The sequence below is a fragment of the Nocardioides panacihumi genome, from assembly GCF_039530925.1.
GTDB lineage: Bacteria > Actinomycetota > Actinomycetes > Propionibacteriales > Nocardioidaceae > Nocardioides > Nocardioides panacihumi.
The window spans coordinates 1,261,246-1,268,373 of record NZ_BAAAPB010000001.1; the positions used below are offsets into that span (position 1 = coordinate 1,261,246).

The 7,128-nt window shown below is 70.0% G+C and carries 6 protein-coding genes; 5 read left to right on the forward strand and 1 reads right to left on the reverse strand.

Translation table 11 applies throughout. The features are described 5' to 3' along the window. Positions 1-79: 79 nt before the first annotated feature. Entirely contained in the window at positions 80-484 is a 405-nt protein-coding gene (locus ABD205_RS05995; protein ID WP_344043401.1) for a rhodanese-like domain-containing protein, read from the reverse strand. A gap of 111 nt (positions 485-595) precedes the next feature. Between ABD205_RS05995 and ABD205_RS06000 the strand changes: the two genes are divergently transcribed. The 5 genes from ABD205_RS06000 (at position 596) to ABD205_RS06020 (ending at position 7,111) form a co-directional block, all read left to right on the forward strand. After that, positions 596-2,260, forward strand: coding sequence for an L-aspartate oxidase (locus ABD205_RS06000; protein WP_344043403.1), 1,665 nt, complete (start codon positions 596-598; stop codon positions 2,258-2,260). Continuing rightward, positions 2,257-3,177, forward strand: coding sequence for a carboxylating nicotinate-nucleotide diphosphorylase (gene nadC / locus ABD205_RS06005; RefSeq protein ID WP_344043405.1), 921 nt, complete (start codon positions 2,257-2,259; stop codon positions 3,175-3,177). The genes ABD205_RS06000 and nadC overlap by 4 nt, the downstream gene beginning before the upstream one ends. Before the next feature lie 4 nt (positions 3,178-3,181). Beyond that, positions 3,182-3,955: a type III pantothenate kinase gene (locus tag ABD205_RS06010; RefSeq protein ID WP_344043407.1), complete on the forward strand. Its 774-nt coding sequence runs from the start codon at positions 3,182-3,184 to the stop codon at positions 3,953-3,955. An 83-nt stretch (positions 3,956-4,038) separates the two neighbouring features. After that, positions 4,039-4,368: a histone-like nucleoid-structuring protein Lsr2 gene (locus tag ABD205_RS06015; protein WP_344043409.1), complete on the forward strand. Its 330-nt coding sequence runs from the start codon at positions 4,039-4,041 to the stop codon at positions 4,366-4,368. Between the two features lie 184 nt (positions 4,369-4,552). Further along, positions 4,553-7,111 (forward strand): ATP-dependent Clp protease ATP-binding subunit, encoded by a 2,559-nt coding sequence (locus ABD205_RS06020; protein WP_344043411.1) that lies wholly within the window; start codon positions 4,553-4,555, stop codon positions 7,109-7,111. The last annotated feature ends 17 nt before the right edge of the window (positions 7,112-7,128 follow it).

Genomic DNA, 7,128 nt, shown 5'->3' on the forward strand with positions numbered 1-7,128 from the left:
CTCGCAAGAGCTCGCGTGCGAGGTTGCGCCGACTCGGCCCCGCTCGCGTGCGAGGTTGCGCCGACTCGGCAGTGCGGCGTCAGACAGGGGCGGTGAGCTCGTCGACCGGCCGGCGCTTGCGCCCGCCGTCGGTCTCGATCGCGAGGCCCTCGCGCGCCCAGTACTCGAAGCCGCCGACCAGCTCACGCACCCGCGTGTACCCCAGCTCGGCCAGCTGGAGGGCCGCCTTGGTGCTCCCGTTGCAGCCCGGTCCCCAGCAGTAGACGACCACCTCGGCGTCGCGATCGGGGACCACCGAGCCGATCCGCTCGGCGAGCACGGAGCCGGGGACGTGCACCGCGCCCGGGATCCGGCCCTGCCGCCAGGCCGCGTCGTCGCGGGTGTCGATGACGACGGGGCCCTGTCCGCCGGCGCGCTCGGCGGCGAGGTCGGAGGGGTCGGTCTGCCAGCGCAGCCGGGCGGCGAAGAAGGTGACGGCGTCCATGGGCAGAAGGCTGGCGTCGGACCGCCCCCGCGGACAGCGCAGATCGCGCCAGCATCCGGGCACATCCCGCCACCCGTCAGGGCCGGGTACGCCGAGGGATAGCCTCCCTCCATGAAGTCGCTCCCCGGCCTCCTCTCCTCCCGTGACCCCGGGTGGACGGAGTGGGCCGACGTCATCGTCGTCGGTTCCGGCATCGCCGGGCTGACCGCCGCACTGCGGCTGCGCGGCCAGGTCGAGCGGATCGCCGTCGTGACGAAGGACGTCCTCGCCGCGGGCTCGACGCAATGGGCCCAGGGCGGCATCGCTGCCGCGCTCGGCCCGGAGGACACCCCGGAGCAGCACGAGGTCGACACGCTGGTGGCGGGCGCCGGTGCGTGCGACCTGGACGCCGTCCGCGTCCTGGTGACCGAGGGCCCTGACGCCGTACGCGAGCTCATCGAGTGGGGCGCGAACTTCGACAAGGACCCCGAGGGCAACCTGTCACTCACCCGCGAGGGGGGTCACCACCGCGACCGGATCGCCCACGCGAACGGCGACGCGACCGGTGCAGAGATCCAGCGGGCGCTCATCGAGGCGGTGAAGCGGGCGCCGGAGATCCTCGTCTTCGAGCACGCCATGGTCGTCGACCTGGTGACTGCGGACGACGGCGGCATCGCCGGGCTGACCATCCACGTGATGGGCGACGGGGACGACGACGGCGTCGGCCTGGTGCGGGCGCGGGCGGTCGTGCTCGCGAGCGGCGGCCTCGGCCAGGTCTTCTCCCAGACCACGAACCCGTCGGTGAGCACCGCCGACGGGATGGCCATCGCGCTGCGTGCCGGGGCTCGGCTGCGCGACCTCGAGTTCGTGCAGTTCCACCCGACGGTCATGTACCTCGGCCCCGACTCGCGCGGCCAGCAGCCGCTCATCTCCGAGGCCGTGCGCGGGGAGGGCGCGTTCCTGGTCGACTGGGACGGCGAGCGCTTCATGCAGGGCGTCCACGAGCTCGCCGACCTGGCGCCGCGCGACATCGTCTCCAAGGCGATCATGAAGCGGATGCTCGAGACCGGGCACCCCAACATGTGGCTGGACGCCCGGCACCTCGGTGGCGAGTTCTGGCAGCGCCGCTTCCCGAACATCCTCGCCTCCTGCCGCTCCCACGGCGTCGACCCGGTCACCGACCTGATCCCCGTCGCGCCTGCCTGCCACTACGCGTCCGGGGGCGTGCACACCGACCTGTGGGGCCGTTCGTCGGTGCCCGGGCTGTACGCGACCGGCGAGGTCGCGTGCTCGGGTGTCCACGGCGCCAACCGGCTCGCCTCCAACTCCCTGCTCGAGGGGCTGGTCTTCTCCCGGCGCATCGCCGACGTGCTGCCCGGCGAGCTGCGCCCGCTCGGCGAGCCCGCGCGGCACGTCGGCGCTGCCGGTGTCGTGCCCGGCACGGCGCTCAAGGAGGTGCAGGAGACCATGAGCTCACGCGTCGGCGTGCTGCGCAGCTCCACCGGGCTCACCGAGGCCGTCGAGCTGCTCGGCAAGATCGCGTCGACGTCCGCCGGTGCGATCGACCCGGCCGCGTGGGAGACGACCAACGTGCTCACGATCTCGCTCGCCCTGGCCGAAGCCGCGCTCCGCCGCGAGGAGACCCGCGGCTCGCACTGGCGCGAGGACTTCCCGGACCGCGACGACGCCCACTGGGCAGGTCACTTCGACGCGCAGATGACCGACGGCGCCACGGCGGTGTCGTTCACGCCGTCGCCTGCCACCGACACGGACACGCACGAAGGAGCCGCCCGATGATCGTCCGTACCGAGCTCGAGAAGCTGCCCGCCGCGCTGCGCGCGGAGATCTCAGCGGCGGGGATCGACGTCGGAGAGCTGTACGACGCGATCGAGACCGCGCTTGACGAGGACCTGCCCGAGCCGCGGCCGGGTGAGATGCCGCCCGAGGACGTCACCTCGGTCGCGACCATCCCGATCGACGCCCGCGCGCGGGGAGACTTCGCGGTCCGCGAGGCCGGGGTCGTGGCCGGTCTCGGGGTGGCTGCGCTCGTCTTCCACTACGTGATGGGCGACGACGTGGAGATCACCGACCGGGTGCCGGACGGGACCCGTGTCCAGCCCGGTGACGTCGTCATGCGCGTCTCGGGTCCGACCCGGGGCCTGCTGACCGCCGAGCGGACGGCCCTCAACTACGCGTCGCACCTCTCCGGCGTGGCGACGGCGACCGCCGCCTGGGTGGACGCCGTGGCCGGCACGCGAGCGCGGATCCTCGACACCCGCAAGACGCTGCCGACGTACCGCAACCTCCAGAAGTACGCCGTCCGCTGCGGTGGCGGCGTCAACCACCGCACGTCCCTGGCCGACATGGCGCTGGTCAAGGACAACCACGTGGTCGCCGCCGGTGGCGTCGTGCCGGCGTACCTGGCCGTGCGCACCGCCTACCCGGCGCTTCCCGTCGAGGTCGAGGTGACGGGCCTGGACGAGCTGCGGGACCTGCTCGACGCCGGCTGCGACCGGATCCTGCTCGACAACATGTCCACGGACCAGATGCGGGAGGCGGTCGGGATGGCGGCCGGGCGGGCGAGGCTCGAGGCCTCGGGCGGACTCACCGTCGACCGCGCTCGCGAGGTCGCCGAGACCGGCGTCGACTTCATCTCCGTCGGGGCCCTCACCCACTCGGTGAAGGTCTTCGACATCGGCTTCGACCTCGCCTGACGTCATGCCCCTGCTCGCGGTCGACATCGGCAACAGCCACACCATCCTCGGCGTCCTGGACGACGGCGAGGTGGTGGCCGACTGGCGCGTCGCGACCGACGAGCGCAACACCTCCGACGACTGGGCGGTGCTGCTGCGGGGTCTCCTCGCCGACCGGCTCGACGAGATCGACGGAATCGCCGTCTGCGCGACGGTGCCGGCGGTGCTGCACGAATGGCGCGACATGCTCGCGCGCCATTTCGCTCAGCTGCCGAGTGTCGTCGTCGAGCCTGGGGTGCGCACGGGTGTGCCGATCCTCTTCGACAATCCGAAAGAGGTCGGCACGGACCGCATCTGCAATGCGCTCGCCGCCATCACCCGATATGGCGGTCCGTGCATCGTCGTCGACTTCGGCGGCACCGCGACGACTTTCGATGTCGTCAATGCCGCGGGCGCGTACGTCGGCGGATCGATCGCACCCGGGATCGAGATCTCGCTGGAGGCGCTCGGCAGGCGTGGCGCCCAGCTGCGCAAGGTGGAGCTGGCCAGGCCTCGCTCGGTGATAGCGAAGAACACCGTGGAGGCGCTGCAGTCCGGAATGCTGTTCGGCGTCGCCGCGCAGGTCGAAGGCATCGTCGACCGGATGATCGAGGCGCTGGGTGCTTCGACCGCGGACGTCGGTGTCATTGCGACCGGATATCTCGCGGGGCTGGTGTTCGACGAATGCAGGTGCTTCACGGATCATGATCCGTGGCTGACGCTGCGAGGGCTGGAAATGATTTACCGACGCAATTCGTGAATCGATTGCGAACGGATTCCTGCGCCATTGGCCATGTGCCATAGTTGGGACGGCTTTAATCCCTGGCGGTAAAGGAAATCGAGATGGCGCAGAAGGTTCACATCGTTCTCGAGGACGACCTCGACGGTTCGGAGGCGACCGAGACGGTGTCGTTCGCGCTCGACGGATCGTCGTACGAGATCGACCTCAATGCCGACAACGCCGGCAAGCTGCGCGACGCGCTCGCGCTCTACATCGGTCACGGCCGCAAGGTCACCGGCGGCCCCGGTCGGCGAGGCAGGCGCCCGGCTGCCAACGCCGGTGGCACGAGCGCCAAGGAGATCCGCGAGTGGGCCCGCGCCAACGGCCACGACGTCCCCGACCGCGGTCGCATCCCCGCAGAGGTCCGTTCGGCCTACGAAGCCGCCAACTGACCCCCGGTCACCAGGCACGCCCCGCAGCCGGAGCTGCGGGGCGTGTTCGCTGTCAGCGCACGGGGAAAGTTGCGCTGGTTGGAACGCGTAGGCTGTCTGCGGGGTTATTTCTCCACGAAACCCATGTCGCGGGTCGCCGATGATCCGGGTGAGGGTTGCCCCGCAAGCTTGAGGAGCGATGCAGATGTTCGAGCGGTTCACGGACCGAGCCCGTCGGGTGGTCGTGCTGGCCCAGGAAGAGGCCCGCATGCTCTCCCACAACTACATCGGCACCGAGCACATCCTGCTCGGTCTCATCCACGAGGGTGAGGGCGTCGCCGCCAAGGCGCTGGAGAGCCTCGACATCTCCCTGGAGGCGGTGCGCGCCCAGGTCGAGGAGATCATCGGTCAGGGCCAGCAGGCCCCCTCCGGCCACATCCCGTTCACCCCGCGCGCCAAGAAGGTGCTCGAGCTGTCCCTGCGCGAGGCGCTGCAGCTGGGCCACTCCTACATCGGCACCGAGCACATCCTGCTCGGGCTGATCCGTGAGGGCGAGGGCGTCGCGGCACAGGTGCTGCAGAAGCTCGGCGCCGACCTCAACCGGGTCCGCCAGCAGGTGATCCAGCTGCTGTCCGGCTTCCAGGGCAAGGAGTCGTCGCAGTCGGCCGCGGCCTCGACCGGTGCGTCGGGTGACGCGCCGTCGTCGTCGCTCGTGCTCGACCAGTTCGGTCGCAACCTGACCCAGGACGCCCGTGAGGGCAAGCTCGACCCGATCATCGGCCGTGCTCAACAGATCGAGCGCGTCATGCAGGTGCTGTCGCGTCGTACGAAGAACAACCCGGTCCTCATCGGCGAGCCGGGCGTCGGCAAGACGTCCATCGTCGAGGGCCTGGCCCAGGACATCGTCAAGGGCAACGTGCCGGAGACGCTGAAGGACAAGCAGATCTACACGCTCGACCTCGGCGCGCTCGTGGCCGGCAGCCGTTACCGCGGAGACTTCGAGGAGCGCCTGAAGAAGGTGCTCAAGGAGATCCGCACCCGCGGCGACATCGTCCTCTTCATCGACGAGATCCACACCCTGGTCGGCGCCGGCGCGGCCGAGGGTGCGATCGACGCCGCCTCCATCCTGAAGCCGATGCTGGCCCGCGGCGAGCTGCAGACGATCGGTGCGACGACCCTCGACGAGTACCGCAAGTACCTCGAGAAGGACGCCGCGCTGGAGCGCCGCTTCCAGCCGATCCAGGTGCCCGAGCCCTCGATCGCCGACACGATCGAGATGCTCAAGGGCATCCGCGACCGCTACGAGGCACACCACCGGGTCACCATCACCGACGAGGCGCTGGTCTCGGCGGCGACGCTGGCCGACCGCTACATCTCCGACCGGTTCCTGCCGGACAAGGCCATCGACCTGATCGACGAGGCCGGCTCGCGGCTGCGCATCCGTCGGATGACGGCGCCCGCCGACCTCCGGGAGTACGACCAGAAGATCGCCGACGTCCGCGCTCGCAAGGAGGCCGCGATCGACGGCCAGGACTTCGAGGCCGCCGCGCGCCTGCGCGACGAGGAGAAGCAGCTCATCCTCAAGAAGGCCGAGCGCGAGAAGGCATGGCGTGCCGGCGACATGGACGAGGTCGCCGAGGTCGACGAGGAGCTGATCGCCGAGGTGCTGGCGGTCGCGACCGGCATCCCGATCGTCAAGCTCTCCGAGGAGGAGTCCACCCGCCTGCTCAAGATGGAGGACGAGCTGCACAAGCGCGTCATCGGTCAGGACGAGGCGGTCAAGGCGCTCAGCCGCGCGATCCGTCGTACGCGTGCTGGTCTGAAGGACCCGAAGCGCCCCGGCGGCTCGTTCATCTTCGCCGGTCCGTCCGGCGTCGGTAAGACGTGGCTGTCGAAGACGCTGGCCGAGTTCCTCTTCGGCAACGAGGACGCGCTCATCCAGCTCGACATGTCCGAGTTCGGCGAGAAGCACACCGTCTCGCGGCTGTTCGGCTCGCCTCCGGGCTACGTCGGATACGAGGAGGGTGGCCAGCTGACGGAGAAGGTGCGCCGCAAGCCGTTCTCGGTCGTCCTCTTCGACGAGGTCGAGAAGGCCCACCCGGACATCTTCAACAGCCTGCTGCAGATCCTGGAGGAAGGTCGCCTGACCGACTCCCAGGGTCGGGTGGTGGACTTCAAGAACACCGTCATCATCATGACGACCAACCTCGGCACGCGTGACATCGCGAAGTCGGTCCACCTGGGGTTCCAGCAGGCCGGCGACGCGGCGGGCTCGTACGAGCGGATGAAGTCGAAGGTGTCGGACGAGCTCAAGCAGCACTTCCGCCCGGAGTTCCTCAACCGTGTCGACGAGATCATCGTGTTCCCGCCGCTGTCGCAGGAGCAGATCATCTCGATGGTCGACAACATGATCGCCGCCGTCGAGGTCCGCCTGAAGGACCGCGACATGTCCCTCGAGCTCACGACCGAGGCGAAGGAGCTGCTCGCCCAGCGCGGGTTCGACCCGGTGCTCGGCGCGCGTCCGCTGCGTCGGACCGTGCAGCGCGAGATCGAGGACGTGCTGGCCGAGAAGATGCTGTACGGCGAGGTCGGCCCCGGCCAGATCGTGCTCGTGGGCGTCGAGGGCGAGGGCCCGTCGGCGAGCTTCACCTTCCAGGGCCAGAAGGTCGCGGCGCTGCCCGACATCCCGCCGCTGGAGGGCGTGTCGATCGGCGACATCTCCGAGCTCGACGAGCTCGACACCCCTCCGTCGTCGGAGGAGTAGGCCACAGAACGCCGAGT